Annotated in this window: 18 protein-coding genes and 1 pseudogene; 7 read left to right on the top strand and 12 right to left on the bottom strand. The window is 69.3% G+C overall.

Going from position 1 to position 20,761, the window contains the following annotated elements; genetic code table 11:
• Positions 1-160: 160 nt before the first annotated feature.
• Positions 161-1,267, bottom strand: coding sequence for a glycine cleavage system aminomethyltransferase GcvT (gene gcvT / locus EV648_RS23485; protein WP_132295686.1), 1,107 nt, complete (start codon positions 1,265-1,267; stop codon positions 161-163).
• 104 nt (positions 1,268-1,371) lie between these two features.
• Between gcvT and EV648_RS23480 the strand changes: the two genes are divergently transcribed.
• On the top strand, positions 1,372-2,865 hold the full coding sequence (locus EV648_RS23480) for a leucyl aminopeptidase (RefSeq protein ID WP_132295683.1): 1,494 nt from the start codon (positions 1,372-1,374) through the stop codon (positions 2,863-2,865).
• A gap of 31 nt (positions 2,866-2,896) precedes the next feature.
• On the opposite strand, the gene EV648_RS23475 is transcribed toward EV648_RS23480, so the two are convergent.
• From EV648_RS23475 to EV648_RS23460, 4 genes are read right to left on the bottom strand one after another with little or no spacing between them, the layout of a single operon-like run.
• Positions 2,897-3,229, bottom strand: coding sequence for a cupin domain-containing protein (locus EV648_RS23475; RefSeq protein ID WP_132295680.1), 333 nt, complete (start codon positions 3,227-3,229; stop codon positions 2,897-2,899).
• Positions 3,226-3,573 carry a DUF2848 family protein gene (locus tag EV648_RS23470; protein WP_241995536.1) on the bottom strand — a complete coding sequence of 116 codons (348 nt, stop codon included), beginning with the start codon at positions 3,571-3,573 and terminating at the stop codon, positions 3,226-3,228. Before EV648_RS23470 ends, EV648_RS23475 begins: the two co-directional genes overlap by 4 nt.
• A 33-nt stretch (positions 3,574-3,606) precedes the next feature.
• Positions 3,607-3,831 carry an FCD domain-containing protein gene (locus EV648_RS23465; protein WP_255512868.1) on the bottom strand — a complete coding sequence of 75 codons (225 nt, stop codon included), beginning with the start codon at positions 3,829-3,831 and terminating at the stop codon, positions 3,607-3,609.
• A 38-nt stretch (positions 3,832-3,869) separates the two neighbouring features.
• A complete protein-coding gene (locus EV648_RS23460; RefSeq protein ID WP_132295677.1) occupies positions 3,870-4,184 on the bottom strand; it encodes a hypothetical protein in 315 nt (104 codons plus the stop codon).
• A 132-nt stretch (positions 4,185-4,316) separates the two neighbouring features.
• Between EV648_RS23460 and lpdA the strand changes: the two genes are divergently transcribed.
• From lpdA to EV648_RS23445, 3 genes are all read left to right on the top strand, one after another.
• The gene (lpdA, locus tag EV648_RS23455; RefSeq protein WP_132295674.1) at positions 4,317-5,705 is read left to right on the top strand and encodes a dihydrolipoyl dehydrogenase; all 1,389 of its coding nucleotides are present in this window, start codon (positions 4,317-4,319) and stop codon (positions 5,703-5,705) included.
• Positions 5,706-5,812: 107 nt separating this feature from the next.
• Positions 5,813-7,726, top strand: coding sequence for a 2-oxoglutarate dehydrogenase, E2 component, dihydrolipoamide succinyltransferase (gene sucB / locus EV648_RS23450; protein WP_132295671.1), 1,914 nt, complete (start codon positions 5,813-5,815; stop codon positions 7,724-7,726).
• A 302-nt stretch (positions 7,727-8,028) separates the two neighbouring features.
• The gene (locus EV648_RS23445; protein WP_132295668.1) at positions 8,029-8,919 is read left to right on the top strand and encodes a TIGR01777 family oxidoreductase; all 891 of its coding nucleotides are present in this window, start codon (positions 8,029-8,031) and stop codon (positions 8,917-8,919) included.
• Positions 8,920-8,964: 45 nt separating this feature from the next.
• Here the strand turns inward: EV648_RS23445 and EV648_RS44225 are convergent, their stop codons facing one another.
• Both EV648_RS44225 and EV648_RS45255 read right to left on the bottom strand, forming a co-directional pair.
• Positions 8,965-9,165, bottom strand: a complete 201-nt coding sequence (locus EV648_RS44225; RefSeq protein WP_241995534.1) for a hypothetical protein — start codon at positions 9,163-9,165, stop codon at positions 8,965-8,967.
• A 1,407-nt stretch (positions 9,166-10,572) separates the two neighbouring features.
• Positions 10,573-10,968 (bottom strand): annotated as a pseudogene (locus EV648_RS45255) (protein kinase); the annotation flags it as partial.
• Positions 10,969-11,087: 119 nt separating this feature from the next.
• Here EV648_RS45255 and lipB point away from each other — a divergent pair.
• Positions 11,088-11,807 (top strand): lipoyl(octanoyl) transferase LipB, encoded by a 720-nt coding sequence (gene lipB, locus EV648_RS23435; RefSeq protein WP_132295662.1) that lies wholly within the window; start codon positions 11,088-11,090, stop codon positions 11,805-11,807.
• A gap of 530 nt (positions 11,808-12,337) precedes the next feature.
• On the top strand, positions 12,338-13,870 hold the full coding sequence (locus EV648_RS42685) for a hypothetical protein (RefSeq protein ID WP_158294052.1): 1,533 nt from the start codon (positions 12,338-12,340) through the stop codon (positions 13,868-13,870).
• A 68-nt stretch (positions 13,871-13,938) separates the two neighbouring features.
• On the opposite strand, the gene EV648_RS23420 is transcribed toward EV648_RS42685, so the two are convergent.
• The 3 genes from EV648_RS23420 to EV648_RS23410 all read right to left on the bottom strand — a co-directional run bounded on the left by EV648_RS23420 (position 13,939) and on the right by EV648_RS23410 (position 17,123).
• Entirely contained in the window at positions 13,939-14,904 is a 966-nt protein-coding gene (locus EV648_RS23420) for a LysR family transcriptional regulator (RefSeq protein WP_132295653.1), read from the bottom strand.
• A gap of 108 nt (positions 14,905-15,012) precedes the next feature.
• Positions 15,013-16,245 carry an ABC transporter permease gene (locus EV648_RS23415; protein WP_132295650.1) on the bottom strand — a complete coding sequence of 411 codons (1,233 nt, stop codon included), beginning with the start codon at positions 16,243-16,245 and terminating at the stop codon, positions 15,013-15,015.
• Complete coding sequence (locus EV648_RS23410; RefSeq protein WP_132295647.1) at positions 16,242-17,123, bottom strand: ABC transporter ATP-binding protein; 882 nt, start codon at positions 17,121-17,123, stop codon at positions 16,242-16,244. The genes EV648_RS23415 and EV648_RS23410 overlap by 4 nt, the downstream gene beginning before the upstream one ends.
• A gap of 222 nt (positions 17,124-17,345) precedes the next feature.
• On the opposite strand from EV648_RS23410, the gene EV648_RS23405 reads away from it, so the two are divergent.
• Positions 17,346-18,632, top strand: a complete 1,287-nt coding sequence (locus tag EV648_RS23405) for a hypothetical protein (RefSeq protein WP_132295644.1) — start codon at positions 17,346-17,348, stop codon at positions 18,630-18,632.
• Between the two features lie 26 nt (positions 18,633-18,658).
• Here the strand turns inward: EV648_RS23405 and EV648_RS23400 are convergent, their stop codons facing one another.
• Together EV648_RS23400 and EV648_RS23395 are read right to left on the bottom strand one after the other, a co-directional pair.
• Positions 18,659-19,333 carry a response regulator transcription factor gene (locus EV648_RS23400; RefSeq protein WP_132295641.1) on the bottom strand — a complete coding sequence of 225 codons (675 nt, stop codon included), beginning with the start codon at positions 19,331-19,333 and terminating at the stop codon, positions 18,659-18,661.
• Complete coding sequence (locus tag EV648_RS23395; RefSeq protein ID WP_132295638.1) at positions 19,330-20,724, bottom strand: sensor histidine kinase; 1,395 nt, start codon at positions 20,722-20,724, stop codon at positions 19,330-19,332. The genes EV648_RS23400 and EV648_RS23395 overlap by 4 nt, the downstream gene beginning before the upstream one ends.
• Between the last annotated feature and the right edge of the window lie 37 nt (positions 20,725-20,761).

The raw sequence follows: 20,761 nt of genomic DNA, 5'->3' as shown, positions 1-20,761 counted from the left end.
TCCGGAATGGGTGAACGGCCTCGAAACGCGGTCTTGCCAGCAGTCATCGGGCAATCCGGGACTTCCGGATGCCCCGATGAATGACCGTTCCGAACGCCGTCGGGCCGCTGCGGGGTGACAAACACCCGCGCAACGGCCCGAGAAGTAAGGGCGGTTCTGGTCAGCTCTCGCGGACGTGGACGGTGACGAACGGAGGCTTCACCACCTCGAACGCCTCCTGCCGGCCGCGGATGTCCACGGCGACCTGATCGCCTTCCTTGACGCGCGCGTCCAGCAGGGCGAGCGCGATCCCCTTCTTCAGCGTCGGCGAGAATGTGCCGGAGGTGACCTCGCCAACCGCCGTACCGGCGGCGTCCACCACGTTCATGTGCGGCCGCGGGATGCCCCGGCCGACCGCGCGCAGGCCGCGGAGGATCCGGGCCGGGCCGGCCTCCTTCTCCGCGCGCAGGGCCTGGTCGCCCCAGAAGTGCTCCTTCTTCCAGCCGACGGCCCAGCCGGACCGGGCCTGCACCGGCGTGATCTCCGGGGAGATGTCCTGGCCGTGCAGCGGATAGCCCATCTCGGTCCGCAGGGTGTCGCGCGCGCCCAGGCCCGCAGGGACGATGCTGTACCGCTCTCCTGCCGCCAGCAGCGCGTCGAAGACCCCGACCGCCGCCTCGTTCGGAACCACCAGCTCGTAGCCCCGCTCACCGGTGTACCCGGTGCGGCAGACGACGATCGGAGTACCGGCGAAGTCGGCGACGGCGAATGACATGTAGTCGTGGCCGGTCGGCAGGCCGATCGCGGCGACTACGTCGTCGCTGTTGGTGCCCTGGACGGCGAGGATCGCGTAGTCGTCGTGGGTGTTGGTCACCTCGACCCCGTCGGGCGCCTGCTCGGCAAGCCGGCGGACCACCTCGGCGGTGTTCGCCGCGTTCGGGATCAGGAACACGTCGTCGTCGGCATGCAGGTAGGCGATCAGGTCGTCGACCACCCCGCCGTCCTCCGCGCAGCACAAGGTGTACTGCGCCTGGCCCGGCGCGATCTTGCCCAGATCGTTGGTCAGGCAGGAGTTCACGTACGCCGCGGCGCCGGGACCCTTGACGGTCGCCTTGCCCAGGTGGCTCACGTCGAACACGCCCACGGAGGTCCGCACCGCGGTGTGCTCGGCGACGACTCCGCTGTACTCCAGTGGCATCTCCCAGCCGCCGAACTCGGCGAACTTGGCGCCGAGGGCGACGTGCCGCTCGTGCAACGGGGACTTCTTCAAGGCGGGAGACTCGGTCATGCAGCGGAACTTACCGGAAGCGCCTCGGCGTAGCATGCGGAGGCAGCATTCACGTACCGTCACGACCGGCACCTGCCACCCGGTCAAGGAGGACTGAGGATTTCGTGAGCACCATCACCCTGAGCAAGTCCGATGCGTCCGGCGTCAAGACCGACGTCCTGGTCATCGGCGTGGTCAAGCTCGACGGCGGCGTAGCCCTGCCCGCCGGCACCGAGTCGCTGAACGCCGCGTACGGCGGGAAGCTGGTGGAGGTGCTGTCCGGCCTCGGCGCCACCGGCAAGACCGGCGAGGTCACCAAGGTGCCCGGCCCGAAGCCCGGCAAGTCGGCCACGCTGATCGCCGTCGGCCTCGGTGCCGCGCCGGACGGCGCCCTGAAGACCGAGGACCTGCGCACCGCCGCCGGTGTCGGCGTCCGCGCCGCCAAGACCGGCCAGTCGGTCGCGTTCGCACTGCCGACCCCCGACGCCGAGTGCGTCCGGGCCGTCGCCGAGGGCGCGCTGATCGGCCGCTACACCTTCAACGCCTACAAGTCCGAGGCGACCACCGAGGCGCCGGGCAACCTGACCGTGCTGACCGACCTGGCCCGTGCCAAGGAGGCCAAGGCCGCCCTGGAGCGCGCCGAGGTCGTCGCGGACGCGGTCCACCAGGTGCGCGACTGGGTGAATACTCCCCCGTCGGACCTGCACCCGGCCGAGTTCGCCGTGCACGCCCAGAAGCTGGGCAAGGAGCATGGCGTCAAGGTCGAGGTGCTGGACGAGAAGGCACTCGCCAAGGGCGGGTACGGTGGCATCCTCGGCGTCGGCCAGGGATCCACCAACCCGCCGCGGCTGGTCCGGATCAGCTACACCCCGAAGAAGCCGGTGACGCACCTGGCCTTCGTCGGCAAGGGCATCACCTTCGACTCGGGCGGCCTGTCGCTCAAGACCGCCAGCGGCATGATCAGCATGAAGGCGGACATGGCCGGCGCCGCCGCCGTGGTCGCCGCCACCATCGCGATCGCCCGGCTCGGCCTGCCCGTGCAGGTGACCACCTACGCGGCGATGGCGGAGAACATGCCGTCCGGGTCCGCTGCCCGCCCGTCCGACGTGCTGACCATGTACGGCGGCAAGACCGTCGAGGTGCTCAACACCGACGCCGAGGGCCGCCTGGTGCTGGGTGACGCCCTGGTCCGGGCGTCGGAGGACCAGCCCGACCTGATCGTCGACGTGGCCACCCTGACCGGCGCCTGCGTCGTTGCCCTGGGCACCAAGGTGGCCGGCGCGTTCGCGAACACCGACACCGCCCGGGACCGGGTGGTCGACGCCGCGGTCGCCGCCGGTGAGCAGATGTGGCCGCTGCCGATCCCGGCGGAGATGCTCGACAAGCTGCGCTCGCACTCGAAGGTGGCCGACCTGGCCAACATCACCGGCGAGCCGTGGGGCGGCGCCCTGGCCGCGGCTGCGTTCCTCGGCGATTTCGTTGCCGAGGGCATCGACTGGGTCCACCTGGACGTGGCCGGCCCGGCCTTCAACGACGGCGGGCCTTCCGGCTACACCTCGGCCGGCGGCACGGGGTACTCCGTTCGCACCCTGGTCGAGCTGGCCGCCGCCGCCGGCTGACCCTTCCAGCCGGCCCTTCCAGCTGGTCCTTCTAGCTGGTTCGGTAACGGATCTCCAGCATCGTGCACCCCTCGCCGGTCCGGTACGGCCCATGCGGCATACCGGGCCGGCGAGCGGCGTAATCCCCCTGGCCGAAGGTCTTGCCGAGGGTGAGGTCGGTCAGCGTTCCCTCGAGCAGGTAGACCTCCTCGAAGTACTCGTGCTGGATCACCTCTTCGCCTGAGCTCGTCCCGGGCGCCCACCTCGCGATCCTGGTCAGCGTCCCGTCCGCCGGGTCGCTGCTGAGCACCCGTTGGCTGATCCCTTGTCCGCCGTCGGTCCACGGGACGTCCGTCGCGGTGAAGAACTCGTGCTGCGACTTCATTCCCAGGCCGCCGCGAGCCGCTCGACGGAGTACAGGATCCGGCTGGTCAGGCCGCGGGGATCGGTCAGTTCCACCCGCGTGCCGTCCTGGATGAGCTGCTCCCGCTCGCCGTGTCTGACCCAGGCCTTCAGGGTGAAGGCGTCCAGCTCATGCTCGATCGCGGCCAGCGGCCAGGCCACGTCGCCGAGCAGGTCCGGGGCGGACTGCTTGCTCCAGGCAACGCCGTGCACCTCGAGCGCACGATCGGTGTGGTCGCACGCTGCCGTCAGCAGCAGGTCGTCCGGGCCGTCGCCGACGATCAGCGCCCACTCGCCGGGCAGTGTGAATCGGAGGGTTTCGGACACAGATACCTCCAGCGAATCTGAGTGAGGGCTTGCTCAGCCCTTCATGAGGATGGAGCCGGTGGTGTCGAGGTGGCGGAGGATCGCCGCCTCGGCCGCGGCCGCGTCACCCGAGGCCAGGCCGTCCACGATCGCCTGGTGCTCCGAGAGCACGTCCTGGCGACGGGTGGCACTTCGCTGTAGGGCCACGACGCCCAGCAGGACGTGCCGAGCGCAGAGACTGTCGTACAGCCGACCGAGCACGCTGTTGCCGGCCGCGATCCTTTAGCCCGGTGGCGGGCGCTGGTCGGGACTGAGGCTCAAATGAGGCCGTTCTTCTTGCGGGCGTTGTATTCACGCATGCGGGGCGGGTAACCGACCACGGCCGCGTCGTACGAGGGGATGCCGAGCTTGTTCGCGAAGGTGTGCGCCCACTGGACCGATGGCACCCGGCGACGGGTCCACTCACCGTCGATGGCGACCAGCAGCAGGGTGTAGTCAGTCACCGCCGTACGTGGCTCCACGAATCCCTCGACGCCCTGACGTGTCTGGGCGAACTCTCGCAGGTGCGCCTGGTCGGGAGTGTCCGACTTGCGCATCGTGCCCGGCTTCTGCCGGCGACCGAACCACTTCATGGGAGCCAGTGTCCACCATTCCGGCAAATCCAGCCCGGGAGCGACGCGGCGGCGCGGCGGTGACAAGATGACGCCGGGCCGGAACTCCGCGATCCGGGGCCGCCCGCCGACCTGACGCCCACGGAGGAACCTGTGACGAACACGGCAGAGAGCAGCACGAACTACGACCTGGTGATCCTCGGCGGCGGTAGCGGTGGCTATGCCGCCGCGCTGCGGGCCGCGGGACTGGGGATGTCCGTGGCCCTGGTGGAGAAGGACAAGCTGGGCGGCACGTGCCTGCACCGCGGCTGTATTCCCACCAAGGCGCTGCTGCACGCCGCCGAGGTGGCCGACTCGGCCCGCGAGGGCGAGCAGTTCGGGGTCCGGACGACGCTCGAGGGCGTCGACATGGGCGGCGTGAACAAGTACAAGGACGGCGTCGTCGACCGGCTCTTCAAGGGCCTGCAGGGCCAGATCAAGGCCCGCGGCATCACCATGATCGAGGGCGAGGGGCGGCTCACCTCCCCGACCACGGTCGAGGTCGCCGGTACGACGTACACGGGCAAGAACGTCATCATCGCCTCCGGTTCCTACTCGAAGTCCCTGCCGGGCCTGGAGCTCGACGGCCGCCGGGTGATCGCCAGCGAGCACGCGCTGACGCTGGACCGGGTGCCCGAGTCCGCGGTGATCCTGGGCGGCGGCGTGATCGGCGTCGAGTTCGCCAGCGCGTGGACCTCGTTCGGCACCAAGGTGACCATCGTCGAGGCGCTCCCCCGGCTCGTGCCGTCCGAGGACGCCGACTGCAGCAAGACGCTCGAGCGCGCGTTCCGCAAGCGCAAGATCGGCTTCAAGACCGGCACGCCGTTCGAGTCCGTCGAGCTGGTCGAGAACGGCGTCAAGGTGACTGTCGCCGGCGGCGAGGTGATCGAGGCCGAGGTGCTGCTGGTCGCGGTCGGCCGCGGCCCGAACACCGCCGGCCTGGGCTATGAAGAGGTCGGGGTCGCCCTCGACCGCGGCTTCGTCACCGTCGACGAGCACCTGCAGACCAGCGTCCCGGGCGTCTACGCGGTCGGCGACATCGTGCCCGGCCTGCAGCTCGCGCACCGCGGCTTCCAGCAGGGCATCTTCGTCGCCGAGCACATCGCCGGGCTGAACCCGGCGTTGATCGACGAGGCCGGCATCCCGCGCGTCACGTACTCCGAGCCCGAGGTCGCCTCCGTCGGACTCACCGAGGAGCAGGCGAAGGCGAAGTACGGCGAGGTGGAGATCCTCAACTACAACCTCGGCGGCAACGGCAAGAGCCAGATCCTCAAGACCCAGGGCTTCGTGAAGCTCGTCCGCGCGAAGGACGGCGCCGTGGTCGGCCTGCACATGGTCGGCTCCCGGGTCGGCGAGCTGATCGGCGAGGCCCAGCTGATCTACAACTGGGAGGCCTTCCCCGCCGACGTCGCCCCGCTGGTGCACGCCCACCCGACCCAGAACGAGGCTCTCGGCGAGGCGCATCTGGCGCTGGCCGGAAAGCCACTGCACTTCCATGAGTAAGTTTGGTGCTGCTGTGACGGGCGTGTCCGCCGTGACCCGGCGGGCGCCTGTTCCAGCGGCACCGTAGGCTGACACTCGACCGATCAGACGAAGGAGCAACGACCGTCATGCCGACCTCTGTATCCCTGCCGGCCCTCGGGGAGAGCGTCACCGAAGGAACCGTCACCCGCTGGCTCAAGCAGGTCGGTGACGCGGTTGCCGTGGACGAGCCCCTGCTGGAGGTCTCGACCGACAAGGTCGACACCGAGATCCCCTCGCCGGTGGCCGGCACCCTGCTGGAGATCAAGGCCGCCGAGGACGAGACCGTCGAGGTCGGCGCCGAGCTCGCCGTGATCGGCGACGCCGGCGAAAGCTCTGGTACGCCGGAGGCCGCTCCTGCCCAGGAGGCCCCGGCCGCCGAGGCTCAGGCCGCACCCGCCCAGGAGGCTCCAGCTGCTCAGGCTCCGGCCGAGCAGGCCCCCGCTGCCGAGGCCCCCACCACAGCTCCGGCCGAAGCGGCCTCAGCCCCCGCGGCCTCCCCGGCGGCAGGCCAGGCCTCCTCGGGCACGTCGGTAACCCTGCCCGCGCTGGGTGAGAGCGTCACCGAGGGCACCGTGACCCGCTGGCTCAAGCAGGTCGGCGACGACGTAGCCGTCGACGAGCCGCTCCTCGAGGTCTCCACCGACAAGGTCGACACCGAGATCCCGTCGCCGGTGGCCGGCAAGCTGCTGGAGATCAAGGTCGCCGAGGACGAGACCGTCGAGGTCGGCGCCGAGCTGGCAATCGTCGGCTCCGGCGACGCGGCCCCCGCCGCCTCCGCCCCGGCCCCCGCCGCTCCGGCCGAGTCCGCTCCCGCTCCTGCTGAGGCTGCTCCGGCCCCCGCCGCCGCTCCCGCCCCAGCCCCCGCGGCCCAGGCTCCGGCTGCTGCTCCTGCCCCGCAGGCAGCTCCGGCTCAGGCACCGGCTGCTCAGCCGGCCGCCCAGGCTCCCGCACCGCAGTCGGCCCAGCCCGCCGCGCAGGCTCCTGCCCCGCAGTCGGCACCGGCCCAGGCTCCTTCGGCGCCCGCTCCTTCGGCTCCGGCCCCGGCCGCCTCCTCGAACGGCTCGTCCTCCGACGGCCCGAACTACGTGACCCCGCTGGTCCGCAAGCTGGCCACCGAGCACCAGGTCGACCTCGGCGCAGTACAGGGCACCGGCGTGGGCGGCCGCATCCGCAAGCAGGATGTGATCGCCGCTGCCGAGGCGAAGAAGGCGGCCGCCGCCGCTGCTCCGGCGGCTTCGGCTCCAGCGGCCTCGCCCGCTCCGGCCAAGGCCGCTCCGGCGATCAGCCCGCTGCGCGGTACCACCGAGAAGATGAGCCGGATCCGCAAGGCCATCGCCAACCACATGGTCAACTCGCTGCACGTCTCGGCGCAGCTGACCACCGTGGTCGAGGTGGACGTCACCGAGATCGCCAAGCTCCGGAACGCCAAGAAGGCCGAGTTCCAGGCCCGCGAGGGCGTCAAGCTGTCCTTCCTGCCATTCTTCGCGCTGGCCGCGATCGACGCGCTGAAGCAGTACCCGAAGCTGAACGCCTCGATCGACGACGAGGCCGGTGAGGTGACGTACCACGCCGCCGAGCACCTGGGCATCGCCGTCGACGCCGAGAAGGGCCTGATGGTCCCGGTCGTGCACAACGCCGGTGACCTGAACATCGCGGGCCTGGCGAAGAAGATCGCCGACCTCGCCGACCGCACCCGCAACAACAAGGTGCTGCCGGACGAGATGGCGGGCGGCACCTTCACCATCACCAACACCGGCAGCCGCGGCGCTCTCTTCGACACCCCGATCCTCAACCAGCCCCAGGTGGGCATGCTCGGCACCGGCGCGGTCGTCAAGCGCCCCGTCGTCATCACCCACCCGGAACTGGGCGAGACCATCGCCATCCGCCAGATGGTCTACCTGGCCCTGACCTACGACCACCGCCTGGTGGACGGCGCCGACGCCGCCCGCTACCTGACCGCGGTCAAGCAGCGCCTGGAAGAAGCCCAGTTCGACGTCTGATTACCAGTGGCAGCCCGCACCATCGGCTGACCACCGCACCACCTCGTCGCCGACCTGCCGCCTGAGCACCCCTCACGCGGCGGGTCGGTGCCTTTTCCACCCATGACAGCAACTTCGACCGTCGATGGCAGCAACCGTGCGAGCCGCCGCCCGGCGCACATCCACGACGACTAACCCCGGGTACCGGACCGCCGGGCGGCGAGTCACTCTGCACGGCGGGTTGCCCGGCGTGGCAGGCTCGACGCGTCGGCGACCTGGCGGCGGGTCGATGAACTCCGAGTCGATCCCGGGAGGATCTGACGATGAAGTACGTGCTGGCTGGTTCTTCCGGCTTCCTCGGCAAGTCCCTCGCGCGCGATCTGCTTGCCGACGGCCACCAGGTCGTCCGGCTGGTACGCCGCGCCCCGAGCCAGCCGAGAGAGGTCCGCTGGGATCCCGCCAAGGGCCAACTGGATCCGGCCGCCCTCGAAGGGGCCGACGTGCTGATCAACCTCGCCGGCGCGAACGTCGGCCGCCCTTGGACCCCGACGTACAAGAAGACGATCCGCGAGAGCCGAGTCAGCACCACCTCGACTCTCGCCACCGCCGCCGCGCAGATGGAACGCCGACCCGTCTTCCTGACCCAGAGCGGAATCGGCGGCTACGGCAAGGACTGCGGCGACCAGATCCTCACCGAGGAAACCCCGCTCGGCGAAGGCTTCCTCTCCGACGTCGTCCGTCTCTGGGAAGGCGCCGCCGACCCGGCCCGCGAAGCCGGCTGCCGCGTCGCCACCCTCCGGACCGGCGTTGTCCTGGACCACGCCGCCCCCGCCTTCCAACTCCTCGCCCTCCCCTTCCGTCTTGGCGTCGGCGGTCGCCTCGGCTCAGGCAAGCAGTACTTCCCGGTCGTCTCCCTGACGGACTGGCTCCGAGCAGTCCGCCACGCAGCCGAGAACGACCAGGTCAGCGGCCCAGTGAACGTCGTCCTCCCCAATCCCGTCAGAAACAGCCAGTTCACCAGGGACCTGGCCGCCGCGCTCCACCGTCCGTCACTCATCCCGATCCCGGCCATCGCCCTCACCACCGCACTCGGCGAATTCGCCTGGGAACTCATCGGCAGCAAACGAGCCCTCCCCACCACCCTCCAATCCACCGGCTTCACCTTCACCCACCCCACCTCCCCCGAAGCCCTAGCCTCCGCCCTCAACCATTAGCCGCCACCACTACAAGGCGGTCCGGTAGTTGCCTGGAGAGCTCGGTCAAGTGGTGGTGATTGCTGAGATTCGCCAACTGGTATTGCTGGCCGTGAGGGTTATTCGGCGGGTGGTCGGTGGACCAGGCGGGAGCGCTGTTCGGTCGCCGGAACGGGTCACAGCCGCGCCGGCGATCAACCGGTCGACGATTCGGAGTACGACGGTCTCGTCGCCCGGGTGTTCGACGATGAGGGTTTCGATCTGCATGCGTAAGCCTTCCACGCGGACCTGCTGCTTACGGTAGGAGGCAAGCAGAGAACGGTCGGACGACCACGGCGGACTACCGGGCACGTAGATCGCGTCGAGGTCAGCCGGATTCAAGGTGGAGAACGCTTGCGATCTACGGCGGTCAAGGCTCTGCAGAGTCTGCAACCACCGCTTGCTGTCCTCAGCCGCCCGCGTGGATTCCCCCGGAGGCTCCCCCGGCTTTCCAGAAGGCGTGACAGGCCCCGGGCTCGCGCTCTCGACCGACCTAGCGCTGGGACTCGGGTCCTGAGGGCTGGGGTTCGTCTTCTGAGGGCTAGGGCTCGGAGATGAAGTCGCGACCGGCCTTGTTGCTGAGGAACTCTGCGGGGTGCCTGCGGTTGTCGTCGACCCGGTTGCTGCTTGCCCCAGTACACCCACCGTTGCAAGACCAACGCCAAGCACGATGAGTGCCGCGACTCCACAAGCCACGAGGACTCCGTAGGTAGAACGCTTTGCCTGCAAGCCTTCTCGAATCATCGCAACAGATCCACCCCGGTGAGTCCCCGCCTTCCCCGTACTGCGAACGCGCCCGCGCGCAGACCTCGTATGCCGTGAGGACCCGCCGCGCGTGACCCCACGCCCCAGGCGGCTCGTGGTCCCCGGACCATCCGCTCCCCCACGCCCCACTCCTGCCCGACCCCGGCCGGAGCCGATGGGCCCAGCTCGGGTGGATCCCATGGCGGACGACCGCAGGCGGGTCAGCCCGCGCCCGGCGGTGCTGGGCCTTGTGGAACCAGGGCTTGTGGGCTCGGGGCCGATCGGCGCAATGCCTGTGGAGCTACGACTGGTGGATCTGGCGGCCGGGGAACCGGCAGTGGTCGGTTCGGCGGCGGTGGTGGTGGTGAAGTCCAGGACCCCGCGCCTCTCCCCCATGGTTCCTTCCCCGCGTGCTACATGATCGAGGGCTTCCCGAACGGGGGCTACATGGTCGGTGGATTGCTGGTCAACCGGATGCTGGTCGACGGGTTGCTTGTCTACGGACTTCTCGGGGTCGGGCCCTGAGCTCGCCTGGTTGTCCCCGGCGTAGTCCGGACCGCTGGAGTGTGCAGTGTCGGGGTTGGTGGTCGCCGGGCCGGTTGTCTCCGGGGCGGTGGTTGGCGGGGCGGTTGACTCCGGGGCCGGGCGTGCGGTGGCGGGGGTGAAGCCGAGGTCTATGGGGGTGGGTGGGGTTAGGGAGAGGAGGTGTTGGGCTATGTCGTCGCCGGGAGTGGTGAAGAGGGTGGGCGGGAAGAGTTTGGGGTCTGCTCCGGACTGGAGAGCTAGGGCGCCTAGGGCTTTGAGGTCGTCGGCGGGGGTGTTCGGAGAGGTTAGGCGGAGGCCTGGGTCCGTGAGGACGGGGCGGCCGTCGGCGTCGAACATGATGTTGTCCGAGCTCAAGCGGGTGTGAGTCAGGTCGGCGCGGTGCATTGCGGCCAGGCCTTGAGCGAGCGGGCTGATCAGGGTCACCAGTTCGCCTAGGGAAAGCGGTCCCCGTCGTTGGAGGAGGGCCGTCAGCGTGCCGGCTGCGACGTACTGGCTGAAGAGGAGCCATTCTCGATCGGTCTGGCGTACTTCGAGCAGGCGGGCCACGTGTGGGTGGTCGATGCCCCGGGCACGGGCCAGGTCGTCGCGGAAGTCATTGGGCGTCGGGATAGCGGACTTGGGGATGCGTTTGAGCACGGCGTGCCGGCCGGAGGCGAGGTCCCGGATCAGCCAGACGGCGCCGACCGATCCGGACCCGAGCCCACGGCGCAGGCTGTAGCCGGCGATGTCTTCGAGTGCCATGTCCAAGAGAGTGCACGAATCGTCGTCGCACCCGCCGGAGTTATCCACAGCAAGGGCCGGACCGGCGTCCTGTGGACGGGGGCGAACGGCACCGTGGCGGTCGGCATACACTCGAAGGTGTGAGGGCTATCAACTATGTGGAGGCCGGCTTCGGCGCCGACGCGGTCGACTACGAGCAGGCGTGGGCCGAGCAGCGCCGCCTGCACGCGGAAGTTGCCGAGGGCACCGGATCCGACACTGTCATCCTGCTCGAGCACCCGCCGGTCTACACGGCCGGCAAGCGCACCGAGCCGCACGAGCGGCCGATGGACGGTACGCCGGTGGTCGACGTCGACCGGGGCGGCAAGATCACCTGGCACGGCCCGGGCCAACTGGTCGGCTACCCGATCGTGAAACTCGCCTCACACGTGTACGTCGTGGACTACGTCCGCCGGCTCGAGGAAGCCCTGATCGCGGTATGCGCGGAGCTCGGCGTACGGACCGGACGGGTGAAGGGGCGCAGTGGCGTCTGGGTTCCCGCGGACGAGCGCGGGCGCGAGCGGAAGATCGCGGCGATCGGGATCCGGGTGGCGCAGGGCGTCACCATGCACGGGTTCGCGCTGAACTGTGACAACGACCTCGCCTGGTTCGACCGGATCGTCCCGTGCGGCATCTCCGACGCCGATGTCACCACGCTCGCCAAGGAACTGGGCCGCGACGTCTCCGTCGCCGAAGTCCTCGAACCGGTACGCCGGAACCTGGACAAGCTGCTCGCCTGGGAAGAGTACGTGCGCACTCCCGACCTGGACCACGAAGACGACCCGACCCCAGCAGGCATCACCTACGGCCTGACCGTCTGACGCCCCACCGGCGAACAACCGCCGCCCGTCGTTGCGGGTGAACCTCCGGACGACCACCTGAAGTCGGCAGTGACCTGCGGTCGCCCACCTGACGTTGGCGGTGAATTGTGGACGCCACACCTGCCGGGGCGATGCTTCGCGTCCGCTGCTCCGCCTTGCCCGGGAGGTTGGAGGGCTGGTCCGTCGAGGCAGGCATTTGCGCCTGCATGGAACAAACCCGGCGCGACGGGAGCGCGCTGGTGCGGGATGGCGCCCTACCACCACCCCCGCGGTACTGCGGGGTGGTTCGCGCAGTACCGCGGGGTAGTGCGTGATGGTGCCCGCAGCACTGCGAGGTGGTTGGTATTCATGCCGGTCGGCAGGAGTTTGTGGGGATGCCGTGTGTGACTGGGGTGGTGCGGGGTGTGTGCGGGGTGGGGTGGTGTGGGCGTGTTGCCGGGGGATTACGTGGGGATACGCGCCGGGTTAGACGTAAAGATTGCGCGAAGTGTCGGCGGGGTGCGGAGGGGAAACGTCGCTACGGTGGGGATGTGTCCAAATTTCTCGGCTTCCTCCTTGGCATCGCCGTAGCTCTCGCCGGGCCTGCGATGTTCGGCGTGCTCGCGGCGGACGGCGGTGTCAAGCTGAATGCGAAGGAGATGGCGCTTGCCTACGGCATCGGGGCGCTGATCTTCTGGACCGTGGTGTCGTACTTCTCGGGCGCCGCGGCGCTCGGTGCGGCGCTGACCTTCGGCGCGATGATCTACACCGTGCACTGGATCCCCAACCGGATGACGAACTTCCTGACCGACGTTCCGGGTGTGACGACCGGGATGATCGACGGGATCAAGCAGTACACGCTGAACGGCGTGGTGCCGATCCTCGCGGTGATCTCGTTGGTCTTCGGGATCCAGCTGATCGTCCAGGCGGTGCAGCGGCGTCGGCGTGATCGCGCCGACGCAGACCGGCTCCAGCGCGAGCAGGAACTGGCGCAGGCGCAGCAGGAGGCGGACGTGACCGCGGAGTATCCGGTTGCCGGGGGCGACTATCAGCCGGCTGCGGACAACCGGTTCGGCAACAACTTCGGGAACAGCAACTACGACGACCTGTTCGACGAAGACCCGGCACCGTACCCGCCGCGGAACCAGGCGGACGAGCAGACCGCGCAGTTCGCCACGTCGGGCGTCGATCACGACGCGGTGGACGAGGGGCGGGACGACACCTCGGAGTACCGCCGCGCGGGCGATGAGACGGACGCCGGCGACACCGCCGACGAGACAGTGCTCGTGCCGACGGATCGCGACGAGACCGTGACCGTTCCCGCCGCCGAATCTCGCGACGAGGCGACGAGCAGGCCGGACGAGTCGAACGAGGCAGCCGACGAGGACGTGACGGTTCAAGAATCTGACCGTCAGGCGACTGCCGAGGACGAGACTGTTGCTGAGGGCACCGGAAGCGCTGACGACGAGACTCAGGTCGCCCCCGCCGCCGCTCCCGCCTCGGCCGCGCAAGCAGCATCCGCACCGGCGCCGGCACCCACCTCCACCAGCGCGGGCGCACCCGCTGCATCCACGCCTGCCTCACCGGCCGCGGGCTCACCCGCTGCATCAACGCCCGCCTCCCCTAGCGCAGACTCACCCGCACCCGCGGCGCCCACGCCTGCTGCTGCCGCGTCCCCGGTTGCACCGGCATCCGGTGTAGCGAGCACCCCTGCGCAACCCGATGTACCGCGGGCGGCGCAAGCCGAGGTGCCGAAGGCCGCAGCGCCCGAGGTTCCGACGGCAGCCCAGCCCGAGGCGCCGAAGGCAGCGATGCCGGATTTACCGGCGGCGTCCGTCCCTGAGCGTGAAGCCCCGAAGGCTGCCGCAGCGCCGCGGTACGACGTGGCGGCGACCGGACAGCGGCCGGAGCGCAATGAGCAGATGGGACAGCAGTACCGGGAGCGGATGGACGGGCCGGATGTCGACGACACCGGCGAGTTCCACGTGGGGGCGTTCGAGAATTCTCCGGTTTCCGAGGGGGCGCGACCGCAGGGCCCGCGGATGATGGATATGCCAGGGCAGTTCCGCCCCGCCGGCGCCTGACCCCGAATCACAGCAGAAGCACACATAGAAGGCCGGCACCCTCGAGGGAGCCGGCCTTCTGTGTGAGTTCAGGCGACGTGCATGCGCTGGTGCTGGCCCCAGCGGGCGTGTTCGGCGAATGCCTCGTCGTAGGCGCGGATCGCCATCTGGCAGACGTCCGGCGCCATCTGAGCGCGCGGTGACTCGGTGCTCCAGGCAAGCATCAGGCGCCGGTGGATCGGATCGCCGACGAGCGGCCGGGTCGTCACGTCGCTGGAGAGCATCCGGTACGACGTGGGCGAGATCAGCGCGACGCCCTGACCACTGGTGACGAAGCCCATCAGCACGGACGTGTCGACCGAGTGGTGCTCGACCTTCGGAGTGAATCCAGCCTCTTCGCAGGCAGCGCGGAAGAGCACGTGGAAGCCGCTGTCGTCCGGTGGTTCGCCGATCCACTCCTCGTCGGACAGATCGGCCAGGTCGATCTCGGCGCGATGCCTGGTCGAGACCGCCAGCGGGTGATCCGCCGCCATCACCACGTAGGCGCTCTCGGACTCCACGATCGTGCACGCGTCGACCCCGGTCGGAAGCCGCAGCTCGAAGCCGGGGAACTCCCGCAGCAGGGCGAAATCGAGCCGGCCGCTCTCCAGCTGCTGGAGCAGCACGCTGGTGGCCCACTCGACCTCGATGCTGACCTGCTCGATCTCGCCGTGGTCGCGCAGCCGGCTGGCGATCCCCGACATCGGTGCCGTCGGGAACCCGCCGAGCCGGACCGCGCTCGACTCCACCGCGGTCATCGCCGAGACCGTCGCGGACAGGTGATCCACGTCGACGAGGATCGCCCGCGCCCGGTCCACGGCGTACCGGCCCAGCGGCGTGGGGGTGACTCCGGTGCGGGAGCGCTCGAACAGCTCACCGCCGAACGCCGACTCGATCCGTTTCAGCTGCGCGGTCAGGCTTGGCTGGCTGACCTTCAGCCAGCGGGCGGCCCGTCCGACGGACCCCGCTTCTGCCACCAGGACCACCACCCGCAGGTGGCGCAGCTCGACGTTCATGCGTTGTGACCGTAGTCGAGTTGCCGTCTCCACACACAGCTGTCGCGTGTTGCGGTTTTGTCACAGCCTACAAAATTCCTGTAACGCTAGCGATCCTGTGACGATATGTCATGACGCCTTGATCGCGATCGCCTCTCGGTAACCGAGCCGGCGGCCGGTCTGCAGCAGCGTCCGCTCGTACAGGCGGGCTCCGAGGCGCACGATCAGGACCGTTGCCACCAGCAGCACCAGGATGGCGAGCAGCGGCTGCCAGACCGGTACGTCCTCGGTCAGCATCCGGCCCGGCATCGCCATCGACGACGCGATCGGGATGAAGGACGCGACCGTCTTGGCCTCCGCCCCGGCGAACACCGAGAAGAAGAACGGGATCATCAGGATCATCTGACCGGGCAGGGTGGTCGAGCCGAGATCCTCCTGCCGGGTGGCCAGCGAACCCGCCACCGCCCACAACCCCGCCAGCGCGACGAACCCGAGCACGAAGAACACCACGAACCAGCCCGCCACCGGCGCGAGCACCTCGAGGATGTCGGCCTGATCCGTTGCCAGCAGCCCGATCAGCGACGCGGCCGCGATCACCACGATCTGCGAGAGCGCGAGCACGGTGTTGCCGATCACCTTGCCCCACAGCAGCGCCCGGATCGGCACCGCGGCGGCGAGGATCTCGACGACCCGGCTCTCCTTCTCCTGGACGACGCTCTGCGCGATCATCATGCCGAAGCCCAGCGCTGTCATGTAGAAGACCAGCGCGAGGCCGATGTTGACGAAGTCTGCCACGATCTCGGGCAGCGGTCCCGGATTGAGCAACCGCTCCTGCACCTGCGTGTTCGCCCGCAACTGCTCCGGCGTCAACCCTGCCTGCGCTGCGTTCTGCTCCATCCCGAGGTTGACCGCCGCCTCGCGCAGGCTGTTCTGCAGGTCCGTGTCGACCCGGTCGTCACCGAGTACGAGGTACCCGTTGTCGCCCGGCAGCAGCGCGGCCTTGACGTCGCCGTCGACCACCATCCGCTCGGCCGCGGCCGGATCCGCCGCGCGGGTGACCTGGTAGCTGTCGCCGCCGTTGATCGCGTCAGCCGTCTGGACGACCTTGGCGCCGGCGTCGTTCAGTACTGCGATTTTGTCCGGGCTGTTGTTGCCCGCGATCAGCGCAGGGATGATCACCGCCGCCATCACGATGATCAGCATGAACGCGGTCGACCCGATGAAGGTCTTGTCACGCAGCTTGGTGCTGATCTCGCGGTGCGCCACCAGTTGCCACGGGTGCCGGAGGGTCTCCTTGCGCGGGGTCGCCTTGCGCAGCGTCTCCTTGTTCTGGGTCGTCCTGTTCTGCGTCTGGGTACTCATCGGGTCGCCTCCCGGAAGACGTCGCTCAACGCCACGCGCTCAGGCCCGAACTCGAGCACCGCCCCGCGGCTGAGAGCCTGCTGCAGAATCTGTTGCTCCTGGCCCGCGGCCTCCACGTCGAACAGCGCGGTCGCACCGGCCACGTCGCGCACCTTGATGCCCGCGATGTCACGCAGCCAGCCGGCGTCGCCGTCCACCACCATCCGGTACGTCGCTGTCGGCCCGGCGGCGAGTTCCGCAACGGAGCCGGCGGCAACGACCTTGCCCCGGGAGAGCACGACCAGGTCGTCGCACAGGCGCTCGACCAGCTCGAGCTGATGGCTGGAGAAGAGCACCGGGACCTCCGGCGTGACCTCGTCGCGGAGCAGGTCAACCATCGCGTCGACGGCGAGCGGGTCGAGTCCGCTGAACGGTTCGTCCAGCACCAGCGCGATCGGCTCGTGCACGAGGGCGGCGGCGATCTGGACCCGCTGCTGGTTCCCCAGCGACAGCGTCTCCAGCACGTCCCCCGCTCGCTCCGCCAGACCCAGCCGGCCGAGGATCTTGTCTGTCCGCTCGGCGGCCCGGGTCGAGTCCATCCCGTGCAAGCGCCCGAAGAACACCAGCTGGTCGCGGATCTTCATCTTCGGGTACAGCCCTCGCTCCTCCGGCATGTAGCCGAAGTCGCGCCTGACCTCGTGGGTCAGGGGTGCGCCGTTCCACCGCGCCTCGCCGCTGGTCGCGGCCAGCACGCCGAGGATGATCCGCATCGTCGTCGTCTTGCCGGCGCCGTTCGCCCCGACGAAGCCGGTCATCCGACCAGGTACGACGTCGAAACTCACGTCATCCAACGCAAGGTGATCACCGAACCGCCGGGTCAACCCAGCCACGCTCAGCATCCCGTCACCGATCCTCTACTGCTCCGGCCCCCTGACCGGGCACACGCCCAGCCACTCCCGTCGGGAAGTGACTCTCACGCTAGTCAGCACCCACCCCACCGCACGTCGCCCAGCAGAGTGATCACCCAGGTCATCCCCAGGGCGGACCACCACTCCACCCAGTCTGATCCGGGACACTCGGAGGGGCCCCGGGAGACACCTCACCGCCCGTAAGGTTGGCGGGTGAAATCCGTCCGCGCGATTGCGCGCGCCGTCCACCAAGCGTTGACCGACGAGAACGTAGACCTCTGGCTGCTGACCGCCACGGCAGGCGTCTTTACGGTGCTGGGCATCGTCGACGTCGCCGGCATGAATGTCCTGAGCGCCGCCATCCTCGCCCTGCTGGCCGCGCTGGCGTTCGCTCAGATCAAATCCCGCAAGCTGGTCGCCGAGATCGCGACAGACGGCGCGGCCTCCCGCGAGGTACTGCTGCGCGAATTCCCGGAGGCCCTGACCAGGCAGCGAGCCGAAGCGAACGACATTCTCCTCATCGGGATCGCCATGGCACGGACGATCCAGGGCTCCCGCGACGACTTCTACCGGGCGCTGACTCGCGGCGCCAGGCTCCGCGTGCTCCTGCTGGACCCGACTGACGAGCAGTTGGTTCGCCAGGGAACCCTGGTTCGTCCTCCTGGACGGACGGCGCTGCTGTCCCAGCGCATCAGGACCACGCTGGAGGAACTGGTCGAGCTACAGACCAGTACCCGCGGAGATCTGGAGATCCGGGTGGCGCAGTTCGTGCCGCCTCTCGGCGTGAACCTGTTACGCGGTACGAAGTCGGCCAGCATCACCATCCAGCACGCTGAGCATCATCCCGCCGGTGAGCCGGGACCGATCATGCGATTCGACGAATCCGCCGGCGGCTGGTTCAGCTTCTACGAGCGGCAGGCCGAGCGACTGTGGGCCGCGGGTACGCCGTGGCCGCCAACCCACCAGCAGCGACTCGACGCGATCGCCCGGCCGAGCTTCGTCGATTCGTTCGGGCCCGAACTCCTCACGTCGATGGAGTCCGCGAAGGATCTGTTCATCACCGGCGTCGCCCGCACGACGTTGCTGACCGAGAACTACACCAGATTCGAGAAGTGGCTTCAGCGCGGCTGCAAGATCCGGTTCCTCCTCATCGAACCCACCTCGCCGGCGGTCGGGATCGCCGCCGAGCGGTACTACGCCGAGCGGTCCCAGGACACGGCGAAAGCTCGCATCGAGCAGTCCCTGCGCCTACTGGCCGAACTGGCAGCGGCCACCGGCGGCTCGCTTGAAGTCCGCCTCACCGGGCATCCGATAGCTACCGGCGTGATCGCCGTCGATGCTCCAGAGATCCAGCGCGGACCGACATCAGCGATCTTCGTCGAGTACTACACCTTCCAGGCTGAAGGCGAACCGAAGTTCGTTCTCCAGCCCACGGATCCGTGGTTCGACCAGTTCCTCGCCGAGGCGGAGCGGGTGTGGATCGGCGCCCATCGGGCCTAGCCCAAAACGTTGTCGGCAGGCGCCGCTCAGTGCTCGTCGCCTGGTACTACGAGGCCGCATTCGTAGGCGAAGACGACTGCTTGGACGCGGTCGCGGAGGCCGAGTTTGAGGAGGACGCGGGAGACGTGGGTCTTGACGGTGGCCTCGCCGACGAAGAGCTGGGTGGCGATCTCGGTGTTGGTGAGGCCGCGGGCGATGAGGCCCAAGACCTCGCGTTCGCGTTCGGTCAGGTCTGCGACCAGGTCGGGGCGGTAGACGCGTTCGCCGCCGCCGGTGAACCGCTTGATCACCCGCCGGGTCACCTCGGGGGCCAGCAGGGCGTGGCCGGAGTGGACCACCTGGATCGCCTCGACCAGGTCCTCGGGTGCGGTGTTCTTCAGCAGGAACCCGCTGGCCCCGGCACCGAGCGACTCGAACAGGTAGTCGTCCCGGTCGAAGGTGGTCAGGATCACCACCTTGCCCGCGTCGGCGGAGACGATCCGCTGGGTCGCGGCGATCCCGTCCAGCCCTGGCATCTGCACGTCCATCAGGACCACGTCCGGTCGGAGGTCGGTCGCCAACTCGACCGCCTTCTCGCCGTCGGCCGCCTCCCCGACCACCTGGATGTCGGGCTCCACCGACAGGATCATCCGGAATCCCGCCCGGACCAGATCCTGGTCGTCCACCAGGAGCACGCGCATCGGCGTACCGGCCTCGCTCATTGCTGTGCTCCTTCGACGGCGGAACTGTCTACCCCGGAATCCTCGGGGGTCTGCGGTTCACCGGTGGACGGCGAGGAAGGTTGTAGCGGGATCCGGGCACGGACGCGGAAGCCGCCGACTGGACGTGGCCCGATCTCGCTCTCGCCGCCGAGCAGGCCGACCCTCTCACGGATGCCGACGTGGCCGAGCCGGCTGCCGACGGGTGCGTGCTTCGGGCGGCCGTCGTCGATCACCTCGACCTCGACCGCGGTGTCACCGAGATAACGCAGCGTGACGTGGGCGGAGCGAGCGGTCGAATGCCGCCGTACGTTCGTCAGGGCCTCCTGCACGATCCGGTAGACCGACACCGAGATCGTCTCGGGCAGCTTGACCGGCTGCCCGATCTGGTGGAACCCGACCGACAGGCCCTCTCCGCCGGCCGTGGCGACCAGAGCGGGCAGCCGGTCCGCACCCGCCTGCGGAGCCTTCAGCGCCGGTACGCCGATCTCCTCGTCGAGGTCCGGGTCAGCCGCGCGGAGCATGCCGAGGAGCTGCCGCATCTCGTTGACCGCGGTCCGGCTGGAGTTCTCGATCACGCTCAGCGCGTTCTTCGCCGCCTCCGGGTCGGAGGCCATCACCCGCCTGGCTCCCCCGGCCTGGATGCCGATGCTGCTGATGTGGTGCGCGACCACGTCGTGCAGCTCGCGGGAGATCCGCAGCCGCTCGTCGATCACCGCGCGCCGGGCGTTCTCCTGCTGCTGGGTGGCCAGCTCCATCGCCTGCTGCTCGAGCTCGTGCCGCTGCCGCGCCACGCCCCACGCGGTTCGGCCCCAGAAATAGGCGCCGAAGAAGTAGAGCACGTTGAGCGCGAAGTTCAGCAGCACGAACGACACGTACGGCGACAGCATGCCCTGGTCGGCACCCTTGATCGCGTCGGTCTGCAGGGCTTCCACGAACCCGTGGAACAGCCAGACGAACATGCCGACGAAGACGACCACCATCGTCAGCTTCATCCGGCGGCGGTCCTTCGCCCAGGCGGCCGCGGAGTACAGGGCCATGAACTGGGAGATCTGCGTCACCAGGTTGCCGGCGAAGGCGAACGGCACCCGCTCACCGGACGTGAAGAACAGCACCGACACGACCAGCAGCACGGTCAGCGGATACCGGCGGCGGAAGCACAGCGGCAGCGCGACGGCCGCGCTCAGCACGTACGCCTCGATGCCTCCGGCCCCCATCTCCACCGGGCCGGGTGAGGTGCCCTTGGCAAGCTCTGTGCCGAAGACGCCGGCCGCGGCCATCCCAACGCCGAGCAGGATGTCCCGGCGCTGCTCGCTGCGGGTCGGCCCCGGGCGGAGCCACTCGATGTTCGGCGTACCGGTCGCCGGTGGCGTCCCGGGCTGGGAGGTGGACATGGTTGACCAGCCTACGGGTGGGCGGCCGGGTCACCCG

The sequence above is a fragment of the Kribbella sp. VKM Ac-2568 genome (assembly GCF_004345365.1).
Classification (GTDB): domain Bacteria; phylum Actinomycetota; class Actinomycetes; order Propionibacteriales; family Kribbellaceae; genus Kribbella; species Kribbella orskensis.
The sequence above is the reverse complement of the archived record's forward strand: the minus strand, read 5'-3'. Positions and strand labels throughout refer to the sequence as shown.